Genomic DNA, 25,009 nt, shown 5'->3' with positions numbered 1-25,009 from the left:
AAACCGCTAAAGCGCGGCGGCGGCGACGGGCGAACAGGATGGTCGCGGCGTTGATCATGGCGCGCGGCTATAAGGCCGCAAGGTTCCAAGGTCAAGTCCAAATGCGTGGCGCATGAGGACCAGGCGGCCCAGCTGCCCGGTCAGATCAGGCGCCAGATCCATTCCATCAGCTTCGCCATGACATCGCCGAACAGCAGCAACGCCGCCGCCCAAATCAGCGCGGAGATGAAATTGGCGGCCTGAAAGCTCCAATACGGCATCTCGAAGATGCCGGCTGCGAGCGGCACCGAGGCACGCAGGGGCCCGAAGAAGCGGCCGATGAAGATGCTGGGTACGCCCCAGCTGCGCACGAAGGCCTCACCCTTGGGCAAGAGTTCCGGATAGCGCGAGAGCGGCCACATCTGGGCGACTTGCTCCTTGTAGCGATAACCGAACCAGTACGAGACCCAGTCACCGAGCGCGGCCCCGAGGCCGCCGGCGATCCAGACCGGATAGAAGCTGATCCCGCTCGCCCCGATCAGCGCGCCGATCGCCACCAGCGCGCCCCAGGCGGGGATCAGCAGGGAGATGAATGCGAGCGACTCGCCAAAGGCCAGCAGGAACACGATCGGGGCAGCCCAGGCCTGGTGAGCGCGCACGAAGTCGGCCAGTGCGTGCGCAAACTGCTCCATTCAGAAATAGCCTTCCCGCCCTGCCTCAAGGTGCTGCTCGATGAAAACGACTGGTAAGCCAAGGACTTGTGTGACATCAAGTCACAAAACCGACGCCAAACCGGACCGGCGCGTCAAATTGCCGGGAATTGGCGGGGCCTGCGGCGTAAAATCGCCGGGATTGGCTCCCACCCACGCCCACCAGGCCGGCATGCGGTGACCTCGACAGGTGAGCCGTGGCATAGTCGCGCGAACCGATTCGCCGCCTGCGCGGCCCTCAAAACGCATCAAGATATATGTCCAAGCAGTTGAAAACAAAAAGCAAAGACGATTTGTTCGGCGGCAATGAGCCGAAAGCACGTGCGAGCGCCGCGAAGGCAGCTCCGCGCGCGGGCGGTGGCGAGGCGGATTACACCGCCGCCGACATCGAGGTGCTCGAGGGCCTGGAGCCGGTGCGGCGCCGGCCCGGCATGTATATCGGCGGCACCGACGAGAAGGCGCTGCATCACCTGTTCGCCGAAGTCATCGACAACTCGATGGACGAGGCGCTGGCGGGACACGCGACCTTCATCGGCGTCGAGCTCAGCGCTGACGGGTTCCTGACGGTCACCGACAACGGCCGCGGCATCCCGGTCGATCCGCATCCGAAATTCCCGAAGAAGTCGGCGCTCGAAGTCATCATGTGCACGCTGCATTCGGGCGGCAAGTTCGACTCCAAGGTCTACGAGACCTCGGGCGGTCTGCACGGCGTCGGCATCTCCGTGGTGAACGCCCTCTCGTCGCATCTCGAGGTCGAGGTCGCGCGCGGCCAGAAGCTCTACCGCATGACGTTCGAGCGCGGGCACCCGAAGGGCAAGCTCGAGGACCTCGGCAAGGTCAACAATCGCCGCGGCACGCGCACGCGCTTCAAGCCCGACACCGATATCTTCGGCGCCAAGGCAGCATTCAAGCCGCAGCGCCTGTTCAAGATGACGCGCTCCAAGGCGTATCTGTTCGGCGGCGTCGAGATCCGCTGGAACTGCGCGCCCGAGCTGCTCAAGGGTATCGAGGATGTTCCGGCGGAAGCCACATTCCACTTCCCCGGCGGTCTCAAGGACTATCTCGCCGCGGCGATCCACGCCGACACGCTGGTGCATCCCGACATCTTCTCCGGCAAATCGGGCCGCAACGGCTCGCATGGCGCCTGCGAATGGGCCGTCGCCTGGACCGCGGATGCCGACGGCTTCCTGTCGTCCTACACCAACACGGTGCCGACGCCGGATGGCGGCACTCACGAATCCGGCCTGCGCAGCGCGCTGCTGCGCGGCCTGAAGGATCACGCCGAGCGCGTCGGCCAGGGCAAGCGCGCCTCGTCGATCACGTCGGAGGACGTGATGGTGGGCGCGGCCGTGATGCTCTCGGTGTTCGTGCGCGAGCCGGAATTCCAGGGCCAGACCAAGGATCGCCTCGCCACCGCCGAGGCGCAGCGCATCGTCGAGCAGGCGATGAAGGATCCGTTCGACCATTGGCTGTCGGGCAATCCGAACATGGCCAACCGGCTGCTCGACTTCGTGATCGACCGCGCCGAGGAGCGGCTGCGCCGGCGACAGGAGAAAGAGACCGCGCGGAAAACTGCCGGCAAGAAGCTGCGCCTGCCCGGCAAGCTCGCCGACTGCACCGATGCCGGCACCGAAGGCTCCGAGCTCTTCATCGTCGAGGGTGACTCGGCAGGCGGCAGCGCCAAGCAGGCACGTGATCGCAAGACGCAAGCGGTGCTGCCGCTGCGCGGCAAGATCCTCAACGTTGCCTCCGCCGGTAAGGACAAGCTGACGGCGAACGCCCAGCTCTCCGATCTCGTGCAGGCGATCGGCTGCGGCCAGCTCGCGCATTACCGCGAAGAGGATCTACGCTATCAGCGCATCATCATCATGACCGACGCCGACGTCGACGGCGCGCACATCGCTTCGCTGCTGATCACGTTCTTCTACCGGCAGATGCCGCGGCTGATCGACGAGGGGCACCTCTTCCTCGCGGTGCCGCCGCTCTATAAGCTGACGCACGGCTCGAAGTCGGTCTACGCCCGCGACGACGCGCACAAGGAGGCGCTGCTCAAGAGCGAGTTCAACGCCAACGCCAAGGTCGAGGTGAACCGCTTCAAAGGTCTCGGCGAGATGATGCCGGCGCAACTCAAGGAGACCACGATGGATCCGAACAAGCGGACGCTGCTGAAAGTGGTGCTGCTCGCCGACGATCGCGACACCACCGCCGATTCGGTGGAGCGCCTGATGGGAACCAAGGCTGAAGCTCGCTTCGCCTTCATCTCCGACAAGGCCGAGTTCGCGAGCGACGAGCTGCTGGACGTCTGAAGCAGGCTCCAATGCCTTGCATGAAGCCCCGGCCATCGGCCGGGGCTTTTTTGTTGCGGCCAGGCCTCCCGCGTGGCCCGCGAGAGGGCGACTCGGCCAACGACTCAGGGCGCCAAAGGCTAAGGCAGGACTGCCTCCATTCCGGACAAAGGCGATGGTGCTAACGAAAACTACTCCGGGCGCGAAGGCTAACGCCCGATGTAAAGCATTGTGATTACTTCTGTTTCTAGATTTCAACCAACCGCGTTTCGAAACTCGGCCGGAGGGCGTTTTCCGGCGACTGTGCCTGCGCAGCAACAGCATTTCCAGGAGAACCGTCTATAGTCCGGTCATCAGATGACACGGACTTCGGTGCGCTCGCGCCTGCTGCGACAGAAAAAGGTTGGGGATTTTGACATGAAGAAGATTTTGCTGGCTCTGACCGCTGTTGCGGCAATGACGGGTTCGGCCTCGGCGGCCGATCTGGCTGCTCGCCCCTACGTCAAGGCCCCGGTTGCGGCGCCCGTCGCCAACTGGACCGGCTTCTACATCTTCGGCGGCGGCGGCGGCGGCCTCTCGAACTCGGACCAGCGCGTCCAGACCACGGTTGGCGCCATTCCGCTGACGATCGATCAGCGCCAGGGCGGCTCGGGCTGGTTCGGCACCGTCGGCCTCGGCTACGACTGGCAGTTCAACAGCACCTGGGTCGCCGGCGTGTTCGCCGATGGTCAGTTCGGCAGCATCCGCGGAACGGTGCAGGATCCGCTCCTCTTCGGCGGCATCACCGGCAACCAGAAGCTGGAAGACTCCTGGGCCGCTGGCGTGCGCCTCGGCTGGCTGGTTGCTCCGAACGTTCTCACCTACGTCAACGGCGGCTACTCCGGCGCTCACTTCGGCAGCACGAACTTCCTGACCCTGGCCGGTGTCCCCGCGGGTGTTCATCTCAATGGTTACAACCGCAACGGCTGGTTCGTCGGCGGCGGCGTCGAGAACAGCCTGAACTTCTTCGGCATCTCGTCACCCGGCTGGTTCATGAAGACCGAGTACCGTTCGGCCTTCTACAACGCCAAGACCCAGGACATCCTGACGGACGCTGGCAATCTCCCGGTCGGACAGAGCATCCGCGCCAACAGCTGGAACCAGACGATCTCGACCTCGCTGGTCTACCGCTTCAACTGGACCGGTCCGGTCGTCGCGAAGTACTGAGCGACCAAATACTGATCCGAACGCAAGTTCAGCGTCAAAGCCCCGGCATCGCCCGGGGCTTTTTCGTTGTGCGTGCTTTAGCGGCTGATGCTGGCCTTGAGCGATCGGTAGGCCTCTCCAAGCCGGGCTTCGATCGTGGCCCAATCGGCCTCCGAGATCCTCTCACCGCGCGAATCGCGAAACGCCATTGCCTCCGCCCGGGCGATGCCGAACTGCTGGATGCCGGAATCGTCCGCGCTTTTGCCGTAAGTCAGCGCGGTGACGCGAGCGATGGTGAGACCGTAGTCGCGCGGCGCCACCGCCTCGCGGCGCGCCTGCCACCAGTCGAGCTCGAGACGGGCGGCCTCGGCCACGTCGAATGCGGCGGGCGCGGCTTGCGCAAAATCGCCGTAATACGCCATGAGGGCCGGCAGCGCCGCATCGGCCTCGCGGCGCGAGCGCGTCGGCTGGAACGTCCTGGCTGCCTCGGCCGCGCTGAGGGCGATGTGCAGGCTCTTCAGCGGGGAGAAGCCAAACTGCGTCCGGGTCGATTCATAGAGGTGGTAGAACAGGGCGCCATAACGCTTGTCATAATAGTCGCGCCACATTGCGGTCTCCAGCCGCGCCATCTCGGCCGGATCGAAAGCTCGCAGATCCGCCTGGCGCGGAACGGCGGCATAGGCCGCGACTAGCGCAAGCCCGGCCGCGGCACCAAGCGCCATCTTCCGTTGGGGCATGCTTGCTCCCTCGCAGCCGTCTTGCGTCTGCGGCCATTGTATCCGAACCGAAGCTACGGCTAGTCTGGCGGTAAGTTTTCGCGGCTGGCGGCGATCTTGATCCCGCAGGCCACGACAGAAGCGGACCGACGGGAGGAATGCATGCGCAGATTTCTGCTTGTCGCAGGCCTGTTCGCCCTCGCCCTCGGGCTGCTCTGGATCGGCCAGGGCACGGGCACCGTCCCCTGGCCACGATCGAGCTTCATGGTCAACCAGCTGCAGTGGGCCGGCTATGGCGCCGCCATGGCCGGCTTCGGGCTGGTGCTGATCTGGCAGAGCAACCGATAGAAGAAACCAGGGAATACAAGCATGACATCCAGCCGGTTCGATCTCCGCGGCAAGGTCGCGATCGTGACGGGAGGCAATGGCGGCATTGGCCTAGGCCTCGCCCACGGATTGGCCGACGCCGGCGCCGATATCGCCGTAGTCGGACGCAACGAAGCCAAATCCGCCGCCGCCGTGGCCGACCTCAAAGCGCGCGGTGTGAAGGCGATTGCCGTCGCCGCCGACGTGACCGACAAGGCGGCGGTCGTTGCCATGATCGATGGTGTCGTCAAGGAGTTCGGCCGTATCGACATCCTCGTCAACAACGCCGGGATGAGCATCCGCAAGCCGCCGCACGAGCTCGAACTCGACGAGTGGAACAAGGTGATCGACACCAACCTCACCAGCGCCTTCGTGTGCTCGAAGCTCGCCTATCCCGCGCTGAAGGCGTCCGGCAACGGCAAGGTGATCAACATCGGCTCGATGATGTCGATCTTCGGCGCGAGCTTCGCGACCGCCTATGCGGCGAGCAAGGGCGGCATCGTGCAGTACACGCGCGCCTGCGCCAATGCCTGGGCGCCCGACAATATCCAGGTCAACGCCATCCTCCCGGGCTGGATCGACACCGACCTCACGCGCAGCGCGCGGCAGCAGGTCGCAGGTCTGCACGAGCGGGTGCTGGCGCGCACGCCTGCGGGCCGCTGGGGCAACATCGACGACTTCGCCGGCATCGCCGTATTCCTCGCCTCCCCCGCCTCGAACTTCGTCACGGGCACGGCGATCCCTGTCGACGGCGGGTTCTCGGTGATGGCGTGAGGCTGCCTCGCACGCGAAGACCTGCGTGCAAAAAAGAAGCCCCGGACCAGGCCGGGGCTTTTGAATTTGGCAGTGATCGTCTTCTTTTGCTGATCGGTCGTTCGTTGCTCAGTAGCGCGCGATGACCGGCGCGTCGAACTTGTAGCTCGCGCGCACGACGGCCCACTGGATGTCGCGTGGCTTGGCATCGAAAGTGTAGTTCGCCGCAGTGCCGCCGAGCTGATAGGTTTGGCCGCCGAACGCCGCATAATTGTATTCGAGGCCGACGATCCAGTTGCGGGTGATACCGTACTCCCAGCCGGCGCCGACGGTCCAGCCGTTGGCCCAGTGGGTCTGACCACCCGTACCCGTCACGACCGGATCGGCGACGGAGAGCCGATTATTGACGCCGGCGTAGCCGCCCTTGACGTAGAACAGGTTGTTCTGAACCGCGAAGCCGGCGCGACCGACGACAGTCGCGAGAACGTTGGCGCGCCAGGAGAACACATCGTTGGCCGGGCCGAACGCGGTGTTCCTGAATGAACCCTTGTTGTCGAGGCCGGAGATCGTGCCTTCGATGCCAAACACGTAGTTGTTGGCCTGCCAGTTGTAGCCGATCTGAGCGCCGCCCATGACGCCCGAGTTACGCTGACGATAGCCCTGTCCCGGCGTCAGATCGCCGAAGCCGCCGCCGTTGCCGTTGTTGATGAACTGCTCGTTGGTCCAGGCGCCACCGATATGGCCGCCGACATAGAAACCCGTCCAGTTGAACAGCGGCTCGACATAGGCGGGCGCCTTCGTGTAGCGCGCACCGAGATCGGCGGCGGAGGCAGCGCCGGTCGAAACCAGAGCGGTCGTGCAGGCGAAGGCAGCAATCAATTTGTTACGCATGGTACACCCCGTGTCCTTTGATGGGCGCACGCTCACACGCAGGTCTTACTCAAATTTGAATCAAGAAAGTTAAGACGCCGGATTGGCACATCGCGCACCGTGAATCCGTCTGCGCTGTTGCACGTGCGCAACGCGCCGCGCGCGATTTAACGCGGCATTATCCCTACCGCCCGTGCATCACCGTGCCGGCGCGGCCTTCGACTGCACATGCTCGGGCCGCACGCCGATGGCGAGGAAGCGCGCAGGGATGCCTTGCAGCCACGGCAAGGCGGTGAGGAGGCGCAGGACCAGCGGCACCTTCAGCGGCCGATCGCCGCTCTGCAACGCGCCGCTGATGATGTTGTTCTGCACGATCACCTGCATCGCCTGCGTCATCCGCACCGGAAATGCGCGCCGGCGCCGCACCGCATCGAGTTCATCCTCGGCGGGGCAGCCGCGCTGAAGCTTGTCGGCGAGCAGGTTTGCGGTCGCGACCGCATCCTGCACCGCGAGATTAACGCCGACGCCGCCGACCGGCGACATCGCATGCGCGGCATCGCCAATGAGCAGCAGGCCCGGCCGTGTCCAGCGGCTCAGGCGGTTGATCGCGACGGTGAGCAGCTTGACATCGTCAAAACTCTTCACGTCGGCGATGCCGGAGCTGAGGATCGGCGCCATGCGCACGACGTCATCGAGCAGCGCCTGCAATCCCCTCGCCTTCACCGCATCGTATTGCCCTTTGGCGATGACATAGGCGCATTGCCAATAGTCGCCTCGGTCGAAGGTGACCATCATCTTGCCGGGCTCGATGCGCGCGAACAGGTTCTCGGTCTCGTCCGCCTTGCGACCGGCGCGGAACCACAGCACGTCCATCGGCGCGCCGATCTCCTCGACCGCAAGACCCGCGCGCTCGCGCACGGTCGAATGCCGGCCATCGCATGCGATGGTGAGATCGGCCTCGATGTCGATCGGCCCATCCGGCGTATTCGCGCGCACGCCCGCAATGATGTCGCCACGGCGGATCAGGTCGACGGCTTCCGTGTTCATCATCACCTTGAGGGATGCGAACCGCTTGCCGGCCGAGCGCAGGAAATTGAGGAAGTCCCATTGCGGCATGAAGGCGATGAAGGGATATTTCGTGTCGAGCCGGCTGAGATCGGCGATGCGCACCTTTATGCCGCCGAACAGGCCGTCCATTTTCTGCAAACGCTGATGCGGCAGCTTCAGGAATTCGTCGATCAGGCCGAGGTCATCCATCACCTGCAACGTCGAGGGATGCACCGTGTCACCGCGAAAGTCGCGGAAGAAATCCGCGTGCTTCTCCAGCACCGCGACGTCGATGCCGGCGCGCCCGAGCAGATAGCCCAGCATCATGCCGGCCGGCCCGCCGCCGACGATGCAGCATCGGACTTTTGTAGTCCGGCTCGGTGCTTGATCGGATGTCATTGTCGCCACAACATGCGCCACCGCCTGGAGATTGGGGAGTCCCTTCTCAACCATTGAATGCAACGGAAAACCGGCTTCCGGAGAAAGTTCCGGTTTCACAGCTATAGCGCTCGGCCCGCTCCACAAGGAACTTGCTCGAACCGTAGCCATACGGATTTTCTCACCATCCGGACTTGCCTAAGATCCGACTCAATATTGGCGGCGTCAAAAGTTGTATCGCCATAAAAGATCGCGTCACTCAAGAACGCGGCTCTCGAGGGAACCAGGTGGGGAAAGCCAATGGCCGAGGCGTTGCAGATCAATTTCGCATTGTGGGGTATGATCGTCTGCGCGGCGATCAAGATCAGTCAGTTTCTGGCGGCAGGTTAGCCGAACACCATCCAGCTGATCGCGGCGATTGCAGCGCGGGTGATGACGTAGAGCCAACAGATCATCGCGACGCCAACAGCGGTTAAATAGGCGCCAGCAAAGGCACGCTCGCGGAACGGCGTCTTGTTGCCAGCGATTTTCTCGGCATCGATGTCCGCACCCAAGCGGGGCTGACTAGCCATGTTCGACATGTCTCACCTCTGGTGACGGAGTATGGCGCAGGAATGTTGCGTCCAGCCGACAGCCAGGAAAGCGCCGGGCGGCAGCCTGGCAAAGACGAAAAGGCCTGAAATATCTGGCGCACATTCCGCTACCGGAACTTGCAAAAAGCATAGCTTTGCCGGTTTTCCCCAGCGTAGCCCTCATTCTAAGGTTGCGTATCGTCTGAGCAGCCTGTGCTCACGGCGGCGGCCGTTGTGTAGATCATGGTTCACGCTCGCGGGGTGTTCGACGATTCAGAGCGTGACGACGGCTGGTTACAGAGCCGCGTTAATTGTTGCTGCGGTTTGCCGTGCGGAAACTCTTGATCTCCGACACGCTGCCGTCACGATAAGTCAGCTCCACCGAAACGAATTGTGTGCCGGGGGCGAGCTTCATGTAGAGCGGCATGCCGGCGGTGATTGCACTGGGATCGCGCATGTCGCAATTCGGCATCTTCAGCACCTGATTTGGGACAGCGGTGTCGATGCCGATGCGCACCTCGCGGATGGCGCAGCGGTAGGACACGAGATGCGTGTAATAGACCAGCAGCCCGTTGAACTCGCGGAATGACAGCCAGCTGGTCGCGGTCATGTCGAGGATCTTGCGCTGGTCGCGGATGAGCGCGGCCTCGGGATCGAATCTGATCGGGAACGGCCCCTGCATGTCGCCGGACTGGTCGACATAGCGGACCTCGATGGTGCCGGCCTGCGCATCCGGCGGCAATTCGATCGACGGGTTCGGCATCCGCTTGCGAGTGCGCGGATCGAGCGTGTCGATGAAGCCGGTCTCGCGGAACTCACCCTTGCCGGCCATGCGCCAGGAAATCCCGAGCGTCGGATCGGCGAACGAGAACACCACGCTCCAGCCGCCACTATGGCGCGAGAAGCTCGCGATCGGCGCGTTGGTGATTTCCTCCTTCGGCGGGCGCGGCACCGCGACCGGCGGCAGCGCGGCGATCTTCTGCGGCGGCTCGGCGGGACGCGCGGCGGCGTCCTTGGCCATGCCGCTGAGGAAGACATCGTCGACCATCTGATCGAAATAAACTGGCACCTGCTTGTGCCGGACGGTGTCGGCCATCTCGCTGACCAGGCGGCGCGTGCGCTGCGCCACCTGCACGAGGTTCTCGCCGGGCTGGAGCAGCTCCTTGGCGAAGGTGCGCGTGAACACCGAATTGGGGTTGGCGTCGTCGTTGGACAAACGGTCGAGCGCGGTCTGCCGGGGACCGGCCGAGAACACCGAGAACACGCCTTCGGGCAGCTGCGTCATCGGCGCGAGGCCGCCACCGCCAGCGACCGCGCGCGTGCCGGCGCGTTCGAACGGATTGTTGCGGCAGGCGTCGAACACCAAGATCGAGGTGCGCGCCTTCTTGTTCTGGAGCCGCTCGACGATCCGGTCCGCGAGAATGGAGGCGTCGCGCACCAGCTCTTCCTGACCTTCGGTCGCCGACGGCACATCGGTCGGCAGCAGATAATTCTGGCCCGCGATCTCGAAGCCGTGGCCGGCATAGAAGAAGAACGCGGTGTCGCCGGGCTCGATCGCGCGATCGAAAGCGAGCAGCGTCTCCGAGAATTGCTGACGGTTCTGGTTCTCGGCGATCATCACCTGGAAGCCGAGCTGCTTCAGCGTGTCGCCCATGGTGCGGGCGTCGTTGACAGCCTTGAGCAGCTTCGGGACGTTGCGGTAGTCGTTGTTGCCGACGACGAGCGCGACGCGCTTCTCGGCATATGCGGGCAGCGCGAAGCCGCCAAGGCTCACCGCCAGACCAAGGGCTGCCAAAATTCTGAAAAGCCGACGCGTCATCGAAATAAATCCCGTTGCAGAACGGCCGGCCCCCCGGGCTCCCTCGAACGTCGTTCATTGGAAGCCTCCGCCGCTGATGTGATAGTCGGCCGAGCCATATCGGCGGTTCAAGGTCGCCGGGCTTATCTGGCCTATGGCAGATTCCGGCGGAATCTGCTTTTTCTAAAGCATGATCCGGAAAAGCGCGAAGCGGTTTTCCGAAAGATCATGCTCAAACAACAACCTAAAGCGCGATGACGATTCATCCCAATCTCATCGCGCTTTTGGGGCGTCGCGCTGCAAGCGGGGGCTGCCGTGTATCGCTGGTGTACTGACGAAGTCGAACCGCATGACCGCTTCGACTATTGGCGCGAGGTGCGGGCCAAGGGATTGTTCGGCGTCACCGCCGAGCTCGAGCGCGAACGGCGCGCCGACTTCTTCGGCGAGTTCTCGCTGCGCCAGCTCGGCGGCGCCGGCCTTGTCGAGCTGAAGGCCTCGCCCTACACGGTCGAGCGTAGCACATGCGACATCGCTTACGCCCCTAGCGATGCCATCTGCGTCTACCAGCAGCTCGGCAGCGGCGGCTGGTTCGGTGGCATGCGTACAAGCGATTTCGCGATTGCCAACGGCAGCTTCGCCACCAGCCATACCGACCTGCCCTACCGCACCGCTCGGCGCCGCAGGCTTCCACCTGCGAATCGTGAAGATCCCGATGAGCAGCATCCCGGTCCGGGACAAGCGGATGCGCGAGCTCGCGCCGAAGACCTTCAACGACCACGCTCTGGCGCCCTTGCTCGCGGCCTGCTTCACCGATCTCGTCGAGGCCGCCACGGACGAGGGCGCGACCGGACACGACGTCGCTCGCCCAGGCGCTCGCCCATCTCGCGCTGATCGAGCGCGGCATCGTGCGGGCCGGCAGCCGTCGCGGACAAGCCGCGCTGCGGACCGCCCGCCTCTCCCAGGCGCGGCACCTGATCCTGCGCCATCTGCAAAACCCGCAGCTGGTACCGGCCATGGTGTCCGACCAGCTCGGCGTGTCCGTGCGCCACCTGCACATGCTGTTCGAGGCCGCCGAGAAGAGCTTCTCGCAGACGGTGACTAACGAGCGCCTGAAACAGAGCCGCCGTCTGATGCGCGAGGCGCCGGAACGGCTGATCGCCGACATCGCGATCTCCTGCGGCTTCGAGAGCCTTGCGACCTACTACCGGGTCTTCAACGCCGCCTACGGCATGGCTCCAGGCGACTTCCGGGCTCAGGGGCAGGAGGGGCGTTAAGCATGGTCTTGGCGGTTCCGGCCTCGCGGAAAACCCCAGACGCACCCGGTATTTGGCTAAAAACCTCAGGTTTTTTAGGGTCTTCCCGCGCCCGCTCCATTGACTTTGGCCAATTCCTGCCTATGTTCCGGAGCGACGCGGCTCAGGTCGGAGACCGATTCCTGAGCCTGGCGCTTTGTTCGCGTGAGTCAGCACCCCCAGCTTCTTTGAGAGCGCGCCGTTTCGGGGTGGAACGCGACAGCCTTATTACCCTCGATTCCGAACGGCGGTTTCGACCAGAGGCTCAATGTCCTTTTCAAATCTCGGACTGTCCGAAAAAGTCCTCGCCGCAGTGGCGGCCACCGGTTACACCACCCCCACCCCCATTCAGGAACAGGCGATCCCCCACGTCCTCGCACGCAAGGACGTGCTCGGCATCGCCCAGACCGGCACCGGCAAGACCGCGGCTTTCGTGCTGCCGATGCTCACCATCCTCGAAAAGGGTCGTGCCCGGGCGCGCATGCCGCGCACGCTGATCCTAGAGCCGACCCGCGAGCTCGCGGCCCAGGTGAAGGAAAACTTCGACCGTTACGGCGCCGGCCAGAAACTCAACGTCGCGCTGCTGATCGGAGGCGTCTCGTTCGGCGACCAGGACGCCAAGCTGATGCGCGGCGTCGACGTGCTGATCGCCACCCCGGGCCGCCTGCTCGACCACACGGAGCGAGGCGGCCTCTTGCTCACCGGCGTCGAGTTGTTGGTCATTGACGAAGCCGACCGCATGCTGGACATGGGCTTCATTCCCGACATCGAGCGCATCTGCAAGCTCGTCCCCTTCACGCGGCAGACCCTGTTCTTCACCGCGACCATGCCGCCGGAGATCCGGCGCATCACCGAAACCTTCCTGCACAATCCGCAGAAGGTCGAAGTCTCCCGACCCGCCACCACCGCCGTGACCGTGACGCAGGCCCAGGTGCCCGCCGGACGCGAGGCGCATGAGAAGCGCGAGCTGCTTCGCCGCCTGCTGCGCGAGGCCAAGAACCTCAAGAACGCGATCATCTTCTGCAACCGCAAGCGCGAGGTCGCGATCGTTCACAAGTCGCTTCAAAAGCACGGCTTCAGTGTCGGCGCGCTGCACGGCGACATGGACCAGCCGGCCCGCATGGCCGCGCTCGACCAATTCCGCAAGGGCGAGCTGCCCCTGCTCGTCGCCTCGGACGTCGCCGCGCGCGGCCTCGACATCCCCGAGGTCAGCCACGTCTTCAATTTCGACGTCCCCCATCACGCCGACGACTATGTCCACCGCATCGGCCGCACCGGGCGCGCCGGCCGCACCGGCACCGCGATCTCGATCGTGACGCCGCTCGACCAGAAGTCGATGGCGGCGATCGAGAAGCTGATCGGCCAGAGCATTCCGCGCGCCGAAGGCGACTACGAAGTCCACGCTGAAGCCACGGATGCGACCGAGCGTCCGCGCGAGCAGCGCGGTCGTGAGCGTTCACGCGGCGGACGCGGCAAGCAGCGGGGCCGCGACCGCGAGCGCAGCCAGGAGCCGCGCGAGACACGTGGCGAAGCACGGCCTTCACCCGAACCCAAAACCACATCCGAGCCGAGACATGCGCCCGAGCAGCGCCGCGGCTCGCGCCAACAGGCCCCGACCTCGCATGTGCCGTCGATTGGCCGGCCCGAGCCGCGCCGCCAGCGCGATGTCGACACCGAGCCGGGCGATCACTCGCATCTTCCCGCATTCCTGTTGCGGCCGGTTCGCTCGCCCGCGGGCGCTTGAAGCGCGATGCTTCAGTTTGGTTGAAACAGACGTCCATACACTTTTTCAGACGCATTCGAGAACGTATATTTACGGGTCGTTCACGATCGTCCGTTAGCCTACGAACATAATTTAAGGATTGCAGCGATCGGCCGCGTACCGATCGCCGTGGGGAATGTTCCGTGGTCAAGGTGCTCGACGAACACGAACGCACGATGGCGTTCGCCGAGGTAGCGCTCGGTCAGATCCGATCGCTTCGGCAGACGGCAATCCCCCGCAATTACGAGATCTGGTACGTGTACGCCACCGGCTACAACGCGCCGCTCAACAAGATCATCAACGAGACGCTGGCGCGCAACGGCAAGCTGACCGAAGCCGATCTCGAGCAGATCTACGAGACCTATCTCTCCCACATCAAGACCACCGACCGCATCGACAAGGTCGGCGCGCGCGTCATCGGCGAGATCGACGGCGTGATGAAGGTCCTTGGCGAGGCGCTCGGAATGACCGGCTCCTACGACGCCAGCCTGTCGGCCGCGACCGGGAAGCTGGCTTCGGCCAAGAACCGCGACCAGATCAAGGCGATCGTCGAAACGCTGCTGCGCTCGACCGGCGAGATGCGCGAGACCAACAAGGCGCTGGAAGATCGGCTGACGCTGTCGAAGAACGAGATCAGCAACCTCCAGCAGAGTCTGGAGGCGATCCGCGCCGAGAGCCTGACCGACCCGCTCACGGGCCTCGGCAACCGCAAATATTTCGACCGCATGATCGGCATGGCCGTGCAGAGCGCGCTGGCGAGCGGCGAGCCGCTGTCGCTGCTGCTGTTCGACATCGACCATTTCAAGTCGTTCAACGATTCCTACGGCCATCTCACCGGAGACCAGGTGTTGCGGCTCGTCGGCCTGTCGCTGAAGCAGACCATCAAGGGCCAGGACATCACGGCGCGCTATGGTGGCGAGGAATTCGCGGTCGTGCTGCCCAACACGGCGCTGCGCCAGGCCCTCACCGTCGCAGATCATATCCGCCGCGCGGTGATGGCGAAGGAATTGAAGAAGAAGTCCACCGGCGAGATCCTCGGCCGCGTCACCATCTCCGTCGGCGTCTCCATGCTCAAGGAAGGCGACGACACCGACGCGCTGATCGAGCGCGCGGATGCCTGCCTCTACGCCGCCAAGCGTAACGGCCGCAATCGCGTGATCTGCGAAGCCGATCCGGAATTCGCCGTCGAGAGCCACAGCCGCGTGGCCTGAGCGGCTGGTTGCCGCGCTTGACCTTCCATTCTGGCGGACGACATCTTCCTCGCGGCCTGAGCATCGAGGATTCGTCGTTGTGCCCAACAACCCGCATGACTTTCACACGCCACAGCCGTCCTACACCAAGGGCGAGCTGCTGAGATCGAGCGAAGGCGGCTATTTCGGCCCGGGCAACGCGCAACTGCCGGCGCCGCCGATGCTGATGATGGACCGCATCACCGAGATCGGCCTGGACGGCGGCGGCAAAGCCGTATAGCCCCGTTCCCACCCCTACAGGTGGGCACGCTTCGCTTTGCCCATCCTACGAACCGCTTTCTTGGCCGGCTGTTTCTTCGCAACAGCCTTTCTTGGCTCCGCCCTCTTCACCGCCGTCTTCTTCCCCTTCGGCCGCTTCTTCACCTTGGCGCGCTGGGCCGCGGCAAGCGCCGCTCGCGCCCATTGCGCTAGCTCCGCGGAATCGTCGAACAGCCGTGCCGGCAGCTCCCAGTAGGAGTTGACCGTCACGGTCTTGGCGCGGGTCGAGTACTGGAACGGCTTTGACCCCTCGGCCTCAAACTCCGGAATGGTCACCTCGTCGGCGCGGAAGAACAGGCCGGCGCGCAAGGACAGCGCGAAATTGGTGCCGTCGGCGGAGATGCCGTAGCCGGAAAACATCTTTCGGATGGTGACGGGGCCGAAATCGGCGAACAGGTCCATCAGGAATTCGCGGTCCATGCGCACGCTCTCTCGTGCCCCGGACGCAGCGCAGCGTACAACGATGCGCTGCCGAGCCGGGGCCCAGTCGCTCTATAGCTAAAAGTATAGCGTGGGTCCCGGCTCTGCGCAGCAGCGCAAGCGCGCTGCACCGCGTCCGGGACACGAGAGCCGTGTGTGGAGCTTACCCGTCGATCTTCGCGGGACGCAACTCGACCGACTCGCCGCAGCCGCAGGCGGAGACCTGATTGGGATTGTTGAAGACGAACTGGGCCTGCATCTTGTCGGCCTTGTAGTCCATCTCGGTGCCGAGCAGGAATAGCACGGCCTTGGGGTCGACCAGGATCTTGACGCCCTTGTCCTCCACGACCTCGTCGGTCGGACGGATCTCGTGCGCGTATTCGACCGTGTAGGACTGGCCGGCGCAGCCGCCGTTCTTCACGCCGACGCGCAAGCCCACGATCTCGGAATCGGCGCGCTGGGTCAGCTCGGTGATGCGCTGGGCAGCGGCATCGGTCAGCCGCATCACCTGCGGGCGGGGCCGCCGGGGCTTTGGTGTCGAAGCTGTTGTCGCCTGGGTCATGTTATTTATGTGGTCCGTTGCGGAACGAATTCAATGCGGGCCGAGACCGTCACCACATGTTGAGCACGAGGCGGGCCTCGTCGCTCATACGTTCCGGTGACCATGCGGGTTCCCAGACGACCTTGACGTCGACCACGCCGACGCCGGGGACACTGGCGACCGCATTCTCGACCATGGTCGGCAGCTCGCCCGCGGCGGGACAGTTCGGCGTCGTCAAGGTCATCAGCACGTCGACCGAGCGGTCGTCCTTGATCTCGACCTTGTAGATCAGGCCAAGCTCGTAGATGTCGGCCGGGATTTCCGGATCGAACACCGTCTTGAGGCCGGCGATGATCTCACGGGTCAGACGCTCGGTCTCCTCCGGCGGCAGCGCCGAGAGGGTCTCCATCGGATTGGCCTTGATTTCTGCCGTGTCACTCATGCGAACAAATCCCGCGCCTTGAGCAGCGCCTGTGCCAGATGGTCGACTTCTTCCCGCGTATTATACATGCCGAACGACGCCCGGCAGGTGGCCGTCACGTTGAACCGCTCTAAAAGCGGCATCACGCAATGGGTGCCGGCGCGGACTGCGATCCCCTGGCGGTCGATCACCGTGGCGACGTCATGGGCATGCGCACCTTTGAGCTCGAACGAGATCACTGGCCCCTTGCCGCGGGCCGTGCCGATCAGCCGCAGCGAGTTGATCTCGCGCAGCCGCTCCTGGGCATAATTGGTGAGATCGTGCTCATGCGTGGCGATGCGCTCCTTGCCGATGGAATTGACGTAGTCGATGGCCGCGCCAAGACCGACGGCCTCGACGATCGCGGGCGTGCCCGCCTCGAACTTGTGCGGCGGATCGCCATAGGTGACGACATCGCGCGAGACCTCGCGGATCATCTCGCCGCCGCCGTTATAGGGGCGCATGGCGACGAGATGGTCATACTTGGCCCAGAGCACGCCGATGCCGGTCGGCCCGTACACCTTGTGGCCGGTGAAGACGTAGAAATCGCAGCCGAGATCCTGGACGTCAACAGGCAGATGCACCGCGCCCTGGCTGCCGTCGACCAGCACGGGGATGCCGCGCGCGTGGGCGATTCTGACGACCTCCTTGACCGGCACGATGGTGCCGAGCGCATTCGACATCTGCGTGATCGCGACCAGCTTGGTCTTCGGGCTCAAGAGCTTCTCGAACTCTTCGATGAGGAAATTCCCCTCGTCGTCGACCGGCGCCCATTTGATCACCGCCCCCTGGCGTTCCCTGAGGAAGTGCCACGGCACGATGTTGGAGTGGTGCTCCATGATCGAGAGGACGATCTCGTCGCCGTCCTTGATGTTCGGCCCGCCCCAAGACGACGCGACCAGATTGATCGCTTCCGTCGCGTTGCGGGTGAAGATCACTTCTTCCGTACGGGGCGCGTTGATGAACTGTGCCACCTTGGCGCGGCCGCCCTCATAAGCTTCGGTCGCAGCGTTGGCGAGGTAATGCAGGCCGCGATGCACGTTGGCGTATTCGCTGGTATAGGCCTGCGTCATGCGGTCGAGCACGGACTTCGGCTTCTGCGCCGAGGCGGCGTTGTCGAGATAGACCAGCTTCTTGCCATAGACCTGCATGGCGAGCGCCGGAAAATCCTCGCGCACGCGGGCGACGTCATAGGCGCCGTTCTTGACCGCCGGATGCGTGCTCATGACCGCCGCTCCAGCCAGCGCTCGGCGATGCCGATCACGTGCTCGCGCAAGCCGTCATCGGCGATCTGCTCGATCGCTTCGCCGACGAAAGCCTGGATCAGGAGCGCTTGCGCCTGCTTTTCCGGCAGGCCGCGCGCCTTCAGATAGAACAGCAGGCTCTCGTCGAGGGCGCCGGCGGTGGCGCCGTGGCCGCAGGAGACGTCGTCGGCAAAGATCTCGAGCTCCGGCTTGTTGTCGGCCTCAGCCTCGTCCGAGAGCAAGAGCGCCCGGGTCATCATCTTGCCGTCGGTCTTCTGCGCGTCGGGACGGACGATGATGCGGCCCTGGAACACCGAGTGGGCGCGGTCGTCGATCACGGCGCGGAAGGTCTCGCGGCTGACACAGTTCGGCACGGCATGATCGACCACCAGCGTGGTGTCGCCATGCTCGGTCTTCTTGAGAAGATTCACGCCGTTGACCGAGAGCTCGCTGCCCTCTCCGGCCAGCGTGATCAAACCTTGCAGCCGGCTGACGGCCGCGCCGCTGGTCATGTTGAAGAAGTTCAGCTTGGTGTTGGTGCCGACGGTGACGAACTGCGAGGTGATGTTCACCGCATCAGGCGCATCGTCCATCAGGCGGATGTGGGCAACGTCGGCATTGTCGCCGATCCAGAGGATCACCGCATCGTTGACCTGGTAGCCGCTCGCCTTCCCGGCCGCGACGAAGCTCTCGATGATCGTGGCGCGCGCGCCCTTGCCGATCCGCAGATGCGAACGGGTGAACGCGGATGCGCCAGCCGCGCTCGCGACGTGAATGACCTGGATAGGCGCGGACAATTGCGTTCCGTCGGCCACCGAGACGACCACGCCATCCGTCGCCATGGCCGCATTGAGCGAGATCACGGCATCGGTCGCGGCGGTCTGGAGGAGATCGCCGGCGGCAGGATTCGTCTCGTTCGCCAGCATCTCGCGCAGCGTTTTGAGGCTCACTTCGGACGCGAGCGCCTTGACGTCGGAGAGGTCGGCCGCGAACACGCCATCGACCAGCACCAGCTTGCGGGCGCCTTCAAACGCATGCGCCTTCACCGCGTCCGCGGCGCGCTTGAGCGTCGCCGCATCGGGGCTGGCCGCCAGCGGCAGCATCTCGCCAACCAGCGCGCGCAGGTCAGTGTATTTCCATTCCTCGATCCGGCGATGCGGCAGACCGAGACGCTCATAGGTCTCGAACGCCTCGCGGCGTGCAGCGATCACGGACGGTGAACCCGGCAGCCGGCCTTCGGCGCTGGCGAAGAGATTGCTCACCGCGCGGCCGCTCCCGGTCTTTGCCACAGCAACGTTCATCGCAAAATTCCTTACGCGGCATCCTCGAACTGGGCGTAGCCGGAGGCTTCCAGCTCCAGCGCCAGATCCTTGCCGCCGCTCTTCACGACGCGACCCTTCGACATCACGTGCACGAAATCGGGCACGATGTAGTTCAGCAGCCGCTGATAGTGGGTGATGACGACCATCGCGCGCCCCGGCGAGCGCAGCGCGTTGACCCCGTCGGCCGCGATGCGCAGCGCGTCGATGTCGAGGCCGGAATCCATCTCGTCGAGGATGCACAGGCTCGGCTCGAACAGCGCCATCTGCAGCACCTCGTTGCGCTTCTTCTCGCCGCCGGAGAAGCCGACATTGACGCCGCGCTTGAGCATGTCCTGCGGAATGTTGAGCGACTTCGAGACCTCGCGCACCTTCTTCAGGAAGTCCGGCACCATCAGCTCGCTCTCGCCGCGCGCCTTGCGCTGCGCATTCAGCGCGGTCCGGAGGAAGTTCATCGTGGTGACGCCGGGAATCTCGACCGGATACTGGAACGCCAGGAACACGCCCTTGGCGGCGCGCTCATCCGGGTCCATCTCGAGGAGGTCCTCGCCCTTGAACAGGATCTGGCCATCGGTGACCTCGTAACCGGGCTTGCCGGCGATGACGTGCGAGAGCGTCGACTTGCCGGAGCCGTTCGGCCCCATGATCGCGTGCACCTCGCCCTCGTTCACGGTCAGCGTCAGCCCGTGAAGGATCTCACGCTCCTCGACACGAACCTTGAGGTCTTTCACTTCAAGCAAAGCCATAATGTTTTTCCATCTATCCCCTCATCCTGAGGAGCGCCCAAGGCGCGTCTCGAAGGATTGAGGCCACCAATCTTTCCGGTATCCACCCTTCGAGACGGCCGCTTTCGCGGCCTCCTCAGGATGAGGTCCGAGCTAGCCGACCGATCCTTCAAGCGAGATCGAGATCAGCTTCTGCGCTTCCACCGCGAATTCCATCGGCAGTTGCTGCAGCACATCCTTGACGAAGCCGTTGACGACGAGTCCGACGGCTTCTTCCTGCGAAAGCCCGCGCTGGGTGCAGTAGAACAGCACGTCCTCGGAGATCTTCGAGGTCGTCGCCTCGTGCTCGAACGTCGCCGAGGAGTTCTTGGCCTCGATATACGGCACGGTGTGCGCGCCGCATTTGTCGCCGATCAACAGCGAATCGCAGGCGGTGAAGTTGCGCGCGCCGGTCGCTTTACGGTGCGCGGTGACGAGACCGCGATACGTGTTCTGCGATTTGCCGGCGGCGATGCCTTTGGAGATGATCCGGCTCGACGTGTTCTTGCCGAGATGGATCATCTTGGTGCCCGAATCGACCTGCTGAAAGCCGTTCGAGATCGCGATCGAGTAGAACTCGCCGCGGGAATCGTCACCACGCAGGATGCAGCTCGGATATTTCCAGGTGATCGCCGAACCGGTCTCGACCTGAGTCCAGGAGATCTTGGAGTTGTTGCCGCGGCAGTCGCCACGCTTGGTGACGAAGTTGTAGATGCCGCCCTTGCCTTCCGAATTGCCCGGATACCAGTTCTGCACCGTCGAATATTTGATTTCGGCGTCGTCGAGCGCAACGAGCTCGACCACGGCCGCGTGCAGCTGGTTCTCGTCGCGCTGCGGCGCGGTACAGCCTTCGAGATAGGAGACGTAGGAGCCCTTGTCGGCGATGATCAGCGTGCGCTCGAACTGGCCGGTGTTGCGCTCGTTGATGCGGAAATAGGTCGACAGCTCCATCGGGCAACGCACACCCGGCGGCACGTAGACGAACGAGCCGTCGGAGAACACTGCCGAGTTCAGCGTCGCGTAGAAATTGTCGGAGGTCGGCACCACCGACCCCAGATATTTCTGCACCAGCTCGGGATGCTCGCGGATCGCCTCCGAGATCGGCATGAAGATCACGCCGGCCTTCTTCAGCTCCGCCTTGAAGGTGGTCGCAACCGACACCGAATCGAACACAGCATCGACTGCGATCTTGCGACGGGCGGGATCTTCCTCGCCCACCTTGGGCTCGACCCCTTCGAGCATGGCGACTTCCCGCAAGGGAATACCGAGCTTCTCGTAGGTCTTCAGGATCTCCGGATCGATCTCGTCGAGCGATGAGACCGTCTTCTTCGGCTTCGGCGCCGCGTAATAGTAGATGTCCTGGAAGTCGATCTTGGGATAGTCGACGCGCGCCCAGGTCGGCTCGGTCATGGTCAGCCAGCGCCGATAGGCTTCCAGCCGCCACTGGAGCATCCAGGCGGGCTCATTCTTTTTCTGCGAGATGAAGTTTACGATCTCTTCCGATAGCCCCTTGGGGGCCTTCTCGGAGTCGATCAGGGTCTCAAACCCATAACGATACTGGTCGACGTCGATGCGCTTCACGCGCTCGACCGTCTCTTGTACGGCTGGCATTCCATCCTCCGCTCGCGGTTTCAAGGACCGCGGTGGATCAAACTCGGACGAGTACTACGATGTTTTCTGGCCGAAAGCACGTGCTTAGAACCGTTCAAGCCGTGTTTCGTCGCTTAGCCCTTAAGTAGGGTATTACCCAGCTTTCGCCAAGCCTCTAACGCCCTATTGATGTCATCTGGTTCGGTGGACCAGCCCAGACTGAGACGCACCGCTCCCTGGGCGACGGTGGCATCATACCCCATCGCCGACAGCACGTGGGATGGCTGGACCTTGCCAGAGGAGCAGGCCGAGCCGGAGGACACAGCGATTCCTTCGAGGTCGAAGCCGATCACGGCGGTCTCGGCCTTCAGGCGGGGCGCGGTGAAAAGAACCGTGTTCGGCAACCGCTCCACGTCGTCCGCAAAGATGGTGCCTCCGGCGATACCGCGAAGTCCGCTTTCCAAGCGATTCCTGAGGGTTGTCACCCGCTCCACATCTTGCGGAAGAGTCTGAAGCGCTGCCTTCACCGCCGCACCGAAGCCGGTGATGCCTGCGACATTCTCGGTTCCCGCGCGGCGGTTCAACTCCTGCCCGCCGCCCCGCAGCACTGGCTCCAGCCCGGCGATTCCCTCGGCGACGACCAATGCGCCGACGCCCTTGGGGCCGCCGATCTTGTGCGCAGAAAAGGTCGCAAGGTCCGCGCCTACCGCGTTAATATTGAAAGCAATTTTGCCGAGCGCCTGGATCGCGTCGACGTGCACGAGCCCGCCGGCTTCGTGGACGATCCGCGCGGCTTCGCTGACCGGCTGGAGCGCGCCGGTCTCGTTATTGGCCGCCATGATCGAGACCAGCGCCGCTGGGCCCTCGCCGAGCAGTGCCTTCAGGTGATCGAGGTCGATCACGCCCGAGCGCGTCACCCGGATCTGATCGATCCTGTCGGCCGGAAACCGGCCGCCTGCCAGCACCGAGGCATGTTCGATAGAAGACACCAGCAGCCGTTCGACAGGGCCGCCGGACGGGCCCCGCAGGCCGGGCGAAAGTGCGAGCACATTGGCTTCGGTTCCAGCGGACGTGAAGACGACGTTCCGTGGCAGCGCGCCGGTGGCCGCCGCGAGCGTGTTACGTGCCTCCTCGACCAGCCGTCGCGCCTCGCGCCCCTCGGCATGCACCGACGACGGATTGCCGACCAGGTCCCAGGCAGCGAGCATCGCGTTCCGCGCTTCAGCGCGGAGCGGCGTGGTCGCATTCCAGTCGAGATAAACGCGGCGCGGCATTGAGTATCATGTTACCTTGGATTGCGCAGCCCGGTCGGCGGGCCTCGCCGTCCGACATGGGCCGCCGCCGCGCCGTTGGCAACCATGATTCCGAAACCGCGCCCGGCGATAACGCCGCCATGACACGCTAACGTCTTGAGGCCATTGAGTGATGTTCAAGATGCTTGCTTTTTGCCCCGCAGCCTATGTTAGAACGCGCCCGTCAAGTCACCGCGCGCCATCACCGCCAGGCGCACGCCTTGTCATCCTTCATTCGCGCTTTCGTCGACATCAAAGTCGATGAGGCCACAATCGGTTGATTGCCGAGGAACCTCGCTCCAGCACATCAATCAAGAGATCATCGATGCCTGAAGTCATTTTTGCCGGCCCCGCGGGCCGTCTCGAAGGCCGCTATCATCCGGCCAAGCAGAAGAACGCGCCGATCGCGATGATCCTGCATCCGCATCCGCAGTTTCACGGCACGATGAACCATCAGATCGTGTACCAGTGCTACTACGCCTTCGCGCATCGCGGCTTCTCGGTGCTGCGCTTCAATTTCCGCGGCGTCGGTCGCAGCCAGGGCTCGTTCGATCACGGCACCGGTGAACTGTCCGATGCCGCAGCGGCGCTCGACTGGGCGCAGACCATCAATCCCGAAGCGCGTGCCTGCTGGGTCGCCGGCTTCTCGTTCGGCGCCTGGATCGGCATGCAGCTGTTGATGCGCCGCCCTGAGGTCGAAGGCTTCATCTCGATCGCGCCGCCGGCCAATCTCTATGACTTCTCCTTCCTCGCGCCCTGCCCCTCGTCCGGCCTGATCGTGCATGGCGAGAAGGACGCGGTGGTGCCGCCGAAGGACGTCAACACGCTGGTCGAGAAGCTGAAGACGCAGAAGGGCATCGTGATCGACCAGCAGATCATCCCCGGCGCCAACCACTTCTTCGACGCCAAGCTCGAGCCGCTGATGGAGACGATCACGGCGTACTTGGACATGCGTCTCGCCAACGTGCGCTAGAGCATGATCCGGAAAGTGCGCAGCGGTTTTTCGAAGAGATCATGCTCAAACAATAACCTAAAGCGCGATGACGATTCATCCTGATCTCATCGCGCTTTAGGCGAGCTTCAGCGCCGCGATCCCCATCAAGACGAGCACGATGCCCAGGAGCTTCATCGCGCTCAAGGTCTCGCCGAACAGCACGAGGCCCATCAGGAATGTGCCGGCAGCTCCAATGCCGGTCCACACCGAATAGGCGACGCCGACTTCGAGCACCTTCAGGGCGCGCCCGAGCAGGAACACGAAGGCTGCGAGCAGCACCAGCGAGGCGATGCTCCAGCCGACGCGCGTATAGCCTTCCGCGTACTTCATCGAGATCGCCCAGGCCACATCGAGCGCGCCGGCGATCACCAGCATGAGCCAAGCGACGGATGACGACATCGGCTCAAGCCGCGAGCTTGAGCAGATGCGCATCGTGCCGGACGAGGAAGGCGCGGAGCAATTCCGGATAATCCGCTCCGACCGCGGCGCGGACGCTCGGCCGCTTCGCGAGCTCGACGCGCCAGGCGCGGACCTTCGGCACATCCTTGAAGATGCCATGCTCAGCCAGCTCGTCGAACAGATCGAAATAGCGGAAGACCGGCGCGAACACCGCATCGACCAGGCTGAACGCCTCGCCGGCGAAATAAGGCCCGACGCCGAGCGCGGCCTCCACCCGCGCGAACTTCGCGACAAGCGCCTGACGCTTGCTTTCGAAGGTCGCCGGATCCGTCGTGGTCTCCAAGCCCCAGAGATCGCCTAAGATCGCCGAGCCGAATTCCATCCAGGCGCGATGCTCGGCACGCTTCAAGGCATCGGCCGGATGCAGCTTGGCGCCGGCTTGCGTCTCCTCGATGTACTCGCAGATCACGTTGCTCTCGAACAAGGCCACCTCGCCCTGATCCGTCGTCACCACCAGCACCGGCACCTTGCCCAGCGGCGAGAGTTTCAGAAACCAGTCCGGCTTGTCAGCGAGATCAATATCGATCCGCTCGAATGGAACGCCTTTCTCCTTCAGCGCGATCACGGCGCGTTGCACATAGGGGCAAAGCTTGTGGCTGATGAGCTTGAGCGATGATGTCATGGCAGCGATCCTGGTGGTTAGATGCAACTGCATCCAAGATAGATGCATTTGCATATATCCGTCAAGATCGATGCATATGCATT

23 protein-coding genes and 2 pseudogenes are annotated in these 25,009 nt (G+C 63.9%); 9 read left to right on the top strand and 16 right to left on the bottom strand.

The features are described 5' to 3' along the window. Window positions 1-140: 140 nt before the first annotated feature. Window positions 141-671 carry a DedA family protein gene (locus AC5V87_RS20035; RefSeq protein WP_456838624.1) on the bottom strand — a complete coding sequence of 177 codons (531 nt, stop codon included), beginning with the start codon at window positions 669-671 and terminating at the stop codon, window positions 141-143. A gap of 275 nt (window positions 672-946) precedes the next feature. Between AC5V87_RS20035 and parE the strand changes: the two genes are divergently transcribed. Continuing rightward, complete coding sequence (gene parE / locus AC5V87_RS20030) at window positions 947-2,995, top strand: DNA topoisomerase IV subunit B (RefSeq protein ID WP_495367552.1); 2,049 nt, start codon at window positions 947-949, stop codon at window positions 2,993-2,995. 396 nt (window positions 2,996-3,391) lie between these two features. Beyond that, window positions 3,392-4,180, top strand: coding sequence for an outer membrane protein (locus tag AC5V87_RS20025; RefSeq protein WP_495367551.1), 789 nt, complete (start codon window positions 3,392-3,394; stop codon window positions 4,178-4,180). 77 nt (window positions 4,181-4,257) lie between these two features. On the opposite strand, the gene AC5V87_RS20020 is transcribed toward AC5V87_RS20025, so the two are convergent. Next, window positions 4,258-4,896, bottom strand: a complete 639-nt coding sequence (locus tag AC5V87_RS20020) for a hypothetical protein (RefSeq protein ID WP_495367550.1) — start codon at window positions 4,894-4,896, stop codon at window positions 4,258-4,260. A 141-nt stretch (window positions 4,897-5,037) separates the two neighbouring features. Here AC5V87_RS20020 and AC5V87_RS20015 point away from each other — a divergent pair, with 141 nt between their 5' ends. Beyond that, window positions 5,038-5,223 (top strand): hypothetical protein, encoded by a 186-nt coding sequence (locus AC5V87_RS20015; RefSeq protein ID WP_456838628.1) that lies wholly within the window; start codon window positions 5,038-5,040, stop codon window positions 5,221-5,223. A 21-nt stretch (window positions 5,224-5,244) separates the two neighbouring features. After that, a complete protein-coding gene (locus AC5V87_RS20010) occupies window positions 5,245-6,015 on the top strand; it encodes an SDR family NAD(P)-dependent oxidoreductase (RefSeq protein ID WP_495367549.1) in 771 nt (256 codons plus the stop codon). Between the two features lie 108 nt (window positions 6,016-6,123). Here AC5V87_RS20010 and AC5V87_RS20005 read toward each other — a convergent pair whose 3' ends face one another. The 4 genes from AC5V87_RS20005 to AC5V87_RS19990 all read right to left on the bottom strand — a co-directional run bounded on the left by AC5V87_RS20005 (window position 6,124) and on the right by AC5V87_RS19990 (window position 10,680). Then, entirely contained in the window at window positions 6,124-6,885 is a 762-nt protein-coding gene (locus AC5V87_RS20005) for an outer membrane protein (protein WP_495367548.1), read from the bottom strand. A 177-nt stretch (window positions 6,886-7,062) separates the two neighbouring features. Next, on the bottom strand, window positions 7,063-8,310 hold the full coding sequence (locus AC5V87_RS20000; RefSeq protein WP_495367547.1) for an FAD-dependent oxidoreductase: 1,248 nt from the start codon (window positions 8,308-8,310) through the stop codon (window positions 7,063-7,065). Between the two features lie 365 nt (window positions 8,311-8,675). Further along, window positions 8,676-8,870: a hypothetical protein gene (locus AC5V87_RS19995; RefSeq protein WP_495367546.1), complete on the bottom strand. Its 195-nt coding sequence runs from the start codon at window positions 8,868-8,870 to the stop codon at window positions 8,676-8,678. Between the two features lie 298 nt (window positions 8,871-9,168). Further along, window positions 9,169-10,680: a caspase family protein gene (locus tag AC5V87_RS19990; RefSeq protein WP_495367545.1), complete on the bottom strand. Its 1,512-nt coding sequence runs from the start codon at window positions 10,678-10,680 to the stop codon at window positions 9,169-9,171. Window positions 10,681-10,974: 294 nt separating this feature from the next. Between AC5V87_RS19990 and AC5V87_RS19985 the strand changes: the two are divergent. From AC5V87_RS19985 to AC5V87_RS19970, 4 genes and pseudogenes are all read left to right on the top strand, one after another. Further along, window positions 10,975-11,933 (top strand): annotated as a pseudogene (locus AC5V87_RS19985) (helix-turn-helix domain-containing protein). Window positions 11,934-12,219: 286 nt separating this feature from the next. Continuing rightward, on the top strand, window positions 12,220-13,695 hold the full coding sequence (locus AC5V87_RS19980) for a DEAD/DEAH box helicase (RefSeq protein ID WP_456838634.1): 1,476 nt from the start codon (window positions 12,220-12,222) through the stop codon (window positions 13,693-13,695). Between the two features lie 161 nt (window positions 13,696-13,856). Next, window positions 13,857-14,924: a GGDEF domain-containing protein gene (locus AC5V87_RS19975; protein ID WP_456838635.1), complete on the top strand. Its 1,068-nt coding sequence runs from the start codon at window positions 13,857-13,859 to the stop codon at window positions 14,922-14,924. A gap of 79 nt (window positions 14,925-15,003) precedes the next feature. Further along, a pseudogene (locus AC5V87_RS19970) lies at window positions 15,004-15,168 on the top strand (beta-hydroxydecanoyl-ACP dehydratase); the annotation flags it as partial. A 29-nt stretch (window positions 15,169-15,197) separates the two neighbouring features. Here the strand turns inward: AC5V87_RS19970 and AC5V87_RS19965 are convergent. From AC5V87_RS19965 to AC5V87_RS19930, 8 genes are all read right to left on the bottom strand, one after another. Further along, window positions 15,198-15,641: a TfoX/Sxy family protein gene (locus AC5V87_RS19965; protein ID WP_456838636.1), complete on the bottom strand. Its 444-nt coding sequence runs from the start codon at window positions 15,639-15,641 to the stop codon at window positions 15,198-15,200. A 163-nt stretch (window positions 15,642-15,804) separates the two neighbouring features. Then, window positions 15,805-16,203 (bottom strand): HesB/IscA family protein, encoded by a 399-nt coding sequence (locus AC5V87_RS19960; RefSeq protein ID WP_456838637.1) that lies wholly within the window; start codon window positions 16,201-16,203, stop codon window positions 15,805-15,807. Between the two features lie 49 nt (window positions 16,204-16,252). Next, window positions 16,253-16,624 (bottom strand): SUF system Fe-S cluster assembly protein, encoded by a 372-nt coding sequence (locus AC5V87_RS19955; RefSeq protein WP_456838638.1) that lies wholly within the window; start codon window positions 16,622-16,624, stop codon window positions 16,253-16,255. Next, window positions 16,621-17,868 carry a cysteine desulfurase gene (locus tag AC5V87_RS19950; protein WP_456838639.1) on the bottom strand — a complete coding sequence of 416 codons (1,248 nt, stop codon included), beginning with the start codon at window positions 17,866-17,868 and terminating at the stop codon, window positions 16,621-16,623. Before AC5V87_RS19950 ends, AC5V87_RS19955 begins: the two co-directional genes overlap by 4 nt. Continuing rightward, a complete protein-coding gene (gene sufD / locus AC5V87_RS19945) occupies window positions 17,865-19,187 on the bottom strand; it encodes a Fe-S cluster assembly protein SufD (RefSeq protein ID WP_495367544.1) in 1,323 nt (440 codons plus the stop codon). The genes AC5V87_RS19950 and sufD overlap by 4 nt, the downstream gene beginning before the upstream one ends. Window positions 19,188-19,198: 11 nt before the next feature. Next, window positions 19,199-19,951, bottom strand: coding sequence for a Fe-S cluster assembly ATPase SufC (gene sufC / locus AC5V87_RS19940; protein ID WP_456838641.1), 753 nt, complete (start codon window positions 19,949-19,951; stop codon window positions 19,199-19,201). A 132-nt stretch (window positions 19,952-20,083) separates the two neighbouring features. Beyond that, on the bottom strand, window positions 20,084-21,580 hold the full coding sequence (sufB, locus tag AC5V87_RS19935) for a Fe-S cluster assembly protein SufB (protein WP_495367543.1): 1,497 nt from the start codon (window positions 21,578-21,580) through the stop codon (window positions 20,084-20,086). Between the two features lie 113 nt (window positions 21,581-21,693). Further along, window positions 21,694-22,833: a cysteine desulfurase family protein gene (locus tag AC5V87_RS19930; RefSeq protein ID WP_495367542.1), complete on the bottom strand. Its 1,140-nt coding sequence runs from the start codon at window positions 22,831-22,833 to the stop codon at window positions 21,694-21,696. A gap of 343 nt (window positions 22,834-23,176) precedes the next feature. Here AC5V87_RS19930 and AC5V87_RS19925 point away from each other — a divergent pair, with 343 nt between their 5' ends. After that, window positions 23,177-23,824 (top strand): alpha/beta hydrolase, encoded by a 648-nt coding sequence (locus AC5V87_RS19925; RefSeq protein ID WP_018641706.1) that lies wholly within the window; start codon window positions 23,177-23,179, stop codon window positions 23,822-23,824. A gap of 96 nt (window positions 23,825-23,920) precedes the next feature. On the opposite strand, the gene AC5V87_RS19920 is transcribed toward AC5V87_RS19925, so the two are convergent. Together AC5V87_RS19920 and AC5V87_RS19915 are read right to left on the bottom strand one after the other, a co-directional pair. Beyond that, window positions 23,921-24,244: a DMT family transporter gene (locus AC5V87_RS19920; protein WP_456838644.1), complete on the bottom strand. Its 324-nt coding sequence runs from the start codon at window positions 24,242-24,244 to the stop codon at window positions 23,921-23,923. Between the two features lie 4 nt (window positions 24,245-24,248). Then, window positions 24,249-24,926 (bottom strand): glutathione S-transferase family protein, encoded by a 678-nt coding sequence (locus AC5V87_RS19915; protein ID WP_456838645.1) that lies wholly within the window; start codon window positions 24,924-24,926, stop codon window positions 24,249-24,251. Window positions 24,927-25,009: the final 83 nt, after the last annotated feature.

Source organism: Bradyrhizobium sp. SOJA106 (assembly GCF_059448745.1).
This window is presented reverse-complemented; position numbering and strand designations above follow the sequence as displayed.

What these genes read in the sequence shown, in the direction of transcription:
- AC5V87_RS20035 (WP_456838624.1), bottom strand. Translation starts at nt 671, where the DNA reads ATGGAGCAGTTTGCGCACGCACTGGCCGACTTCGTGCGCGCTCACCAG.
- parE (WP_495367552.1), top strand. Translation starts at nt 947, where the DNA reads ATGTCCAAGCAGTTGAAAACAAAAAGCAAAGACGATTTGTTCGGCGGC.
- AC5V87_RS20025 (WP_495367551.1), top strand. Translation starts at nt 3,392, where the DNA reads ATGAAGAAGATTTTGCTGGCTCTGACCGCTGTTGCGGCAATGACGGGT.
- AC5V87_RS20020 (WP_495367550.1), bottom strand. Translation starts at nt 4,896, where the DNA reads ATGCCCCAACGGAAGATGGCGCTTGGTGCCGCGGCCGGGCTTGCGCTA.
- AC5V87_RS20015 (WP_456838628.1), top strand. Translation starts at nt 5,038, where the DNA reads ATGCGCAGATTTCTGCTTGTCGCAGGCCTGTTCGCCCTCGCCCTCGGG.
- AC5V87_RS20010 (WP_495367549.1), top strand. Translation starts at nt 5,245, where the DNA reads ATGACATCCAGCCGGTTCGATCTCCGCGGCAAGGTCGCGATCGTGACG.
- AC5V87_RS20005 (WP_495367548.1), bottom strand. Translation starts at nt 6,885, where the DNA reads ATGCGTAACAAATTGATTGCTGCCTTCGCCTGCACGACCGCTCTGGTT.
- AC5V87_RS20000 (WP_495367547.1), bottom strand. Translation starts at nt 8,310, where the DNA reads ATGACATCCGATCAAGCACCGAGCCGGACTACAAAAGTCCGATGCTGC.
- AC5V87_RS19995 (WP_495367546.1), bottom strand. Translation starts at nt 8,870, where the DNA reads ATGTCGAACATGGCTAGTCAGCCCCGCTTGGGTGCGGACATCGATGCC.
- AC5V87_RS19990 (WP_495367545.1), bottom strand. Translation starts at nt 10,680, where the DNA reads ATGACGCGTCGGCTTTTCAGAATTTTGGCAGCCCTTGGTCTGGCGGTG.
- AC5V87_RS19980 (WP_456838634.1), top strand. Translation starts at nt 12,220, where the DNA reads ATGTCCTTTTCAAATCTCGGACTGTCCGAAAAAGTCCTCGCCGCAGTG.
- AC5V87_RS19965 (WP_456838636.1), bottom strand. Translation starts at nt 15,641, where the DNA reads ATGGACCGCGAATTCCTGATGGACCTGTTCGCCGATTTCGGCCCCGTC.
- AC5V87_RS19960 (WP_456838637.1), bottom strand. Translation starts at nt 16,203, where the DNA reads ATGACCCAGGCGACAACAGCTTCGACACCAAAGCCCCGGCGGCCCCGC.
- AC5V87_RS19955 (WP_456838638.1), bottom strand. Translation starts at nt 16,624, where the DNA reads ATGAGTGACACGGCAGAAATCAAGGCCAATCCGATGGAGACCCTCTCG.
- AC5V87_RS19950 (WP_456838639.1), bottom strand. Translation starts at nt 17,868, where the DNA reads ATGAGCACGCATCCGGCGGTCAAGAACGGCGCCTATGACGTCGCCCGC.
- sufD (WP_495367544.1), bottom strand. Translation starts at nt 19,187, where the DNA reads ATGAACGTTGCTGTGGCAAAGACCGGGAGCGGCCGCGCGGTGAGCAAT.
- sufC (WP_456838641.1), bottom strand. Translation starts at nt 19,951, where the DNA reads ATGGCTTTGCTTGAAGTGAAAGACCTCAAGGTTCGTGTCGAGGAGCGT.
- sufB (WP_495367543.1), bottom strand. Translation starts at nt 21,580, where the DNA reads ATGCCAGCCGTACAAGAGACGGTCGAGCGCGTGAAGCGCATCGACGTC.
- AC5V87_RS19930 (WP_495367542.1), bottom strand. Translation starts at nt 22,833, where the DNA reads ATGCCGCGCCGCGTTTATCTCGACTGGAATGCGACCACGCCGCTCCGC.
- AC5V87_RS19925 (WP_018641706.1), top strand. Translation starts at nt 23,177, where the DNA reads ATGCCTGAAGTCATTTTTGCCGGCCCCGCGGGCCGTCTCGAAGGCCGC.
- AC5V87_RS19920 (WP_456838644.1), bottom strand. Translation starts at nt 24,244, where the DNA reads ATGTCGTCATCCGTCGCTTGGCTCATGCTGGTGATCGCCGGCGCGCTC.
- AC5V87_RS19915 (WP_456838645.1), bottom strand. Translation starts at nt 24,926, where the DNA reads ATGACATCATCGCTCAAGCTCATCAGCCACAAGCTTTGCCCCTATGTG.